The 1,304-nt window shown below is 64.4% G+C and carries 1 protein-coding gene and 1 pseudogene; both read left to right on the top strand.

The window, feature by feature from the left end:
• Nucleotides 1-1,158: excinuclease ABC subunit UvrC (gene uvrC / locus JV551A3_RS21005; RefSeq protein ID WP_133979094.1), on the top strand; the 1,158-nt coding region annotated here is incomplete at its 5' end.
• A 32-nt stretch (nt 1,159-1,190) separates the two neighbouring features.
• A pseudogene (locus tag JV551A3_RS21000) lies at nt 1,191-1,304 on the top strand (CDP-diacylglycerol--glycerol-3-phosphate 3-phosphatidyltransferase); the annotation flags it as partial.

The following is a 1,304-nucleotide window of genomic DNA, read 5'->3' as shown; positions in this document are numbered from 1 at the left end:
GAGAAGGCCGCCGAGTTGCGCGACCAGATCGCNTTGTTGCGCCGGGTCCAGGACCAGCAGTACATCGAAGGCGGCAGCGGCGATGTCGACGTTATCGCCGCCTTCGTCAACCCTGGTGGCGCCTGCGTGCACCTGATCAGCGTGCGCGGCGGGCGGGTACTGGGCAGCAAGAACTTCTTCCCGCAGGTAGGTATCGAGGAGGAGGTGGCCGAAGTGATGGCCGCGTTCCTTTCCCAGTACTACCTGGGCAATGCCGAGCGCGAACTGCCGGGCGAACTGATCGTCAACGTGGTGCACGAAGACTTTGCAGCCATCAGCGAAGCCCTGCAGACCCTGCGCGGCCGCGAGTTGACCATCAGCCACCGGGTACGCGGTACCCGCGCCCGCTGGCAGCAGCTGGCGGTGACCAACGCCGAGCAGGCGCTCAATGCGCGCCTGGCCAACCGCCAGCACATGGCCGCACGTTTCGAGGCCTTGGCCGAGGTGCTGGGCCTGGACGAGGTGCCGCAGCGCCTGGAGTGCTACGACATCAGCCATTCCAGCGGCGAAGCCACCGTGGCCAGTTGCGTGGTATTCGGCCCCGAAGGCCCGCTCAAGTCCGACTACCGCCGCTTCAACATCGAAGGCGTCACCGGCGGTGACGACTACGCCGCCATGCATCAGGCCCTGACCCGCCGTTACGGGCGCATCAAGGACGGCGAGGGCAAGCTGCCCGACGTGCTGCTGGTGGACGGCGGCAAAGGCCAGCTGAACATGGCCCGTGACGTGATGCAGGAGCTGGGCTTCAGCGACCTGACCCTGCTTGGCGTGGCCAAGGGCGTGACGCGCAAGGCCGGTTTCGAAACCCTGTACCTGAACGACGTGCACCATGAGTTCACCCTCAAGGGCGACTCACCGGCCTTGCACCTGATCCAGCAGATCCGTGACGAGGCCCACCGTTTCGCCATCACCGGCCACCGCGCCCGCCGTGGCAAGGCCCGCCGGGTGTCCAGCCTGGAGGATGTGGCCGGGGTAGGGCCCAAGCGCCGGCGCGACCTGCTGAAACATTTCGGCGGCCTGCAGGAGCTCAACCGCGCCAGTATTGATGAAATCGCCAAAGCACCCGGCATAAGTAAAAAGCTTGCCGAGTCGATTTATGCCAGCCTGCATAGCGAGTAGAATGCGGGCNCAANTTGNGGCCAGTCGTACCGATGNATATTCCAAACCTNCTCNCCGTTCTACNCGTCCNGCTCATCCCGATCTTCATTCTGCTGTTCTATATGCCCTATCACTGGAGCTATATGGCCGCCAGCAGCGTGTTCGCC

The organism is Pseudomonas inefficax, assembly GCF_900277125.1.
GTDB lineage: Bacteria > Pseudomonadota > Gammaproteobacteria > Pseudomonadales > Pseudomonadaceae > Aquipseudomonas > Aquipseudomonas inefficax.
This window is presented reverse-complemented; position numbering and strand designations above follow the sequence as displayed.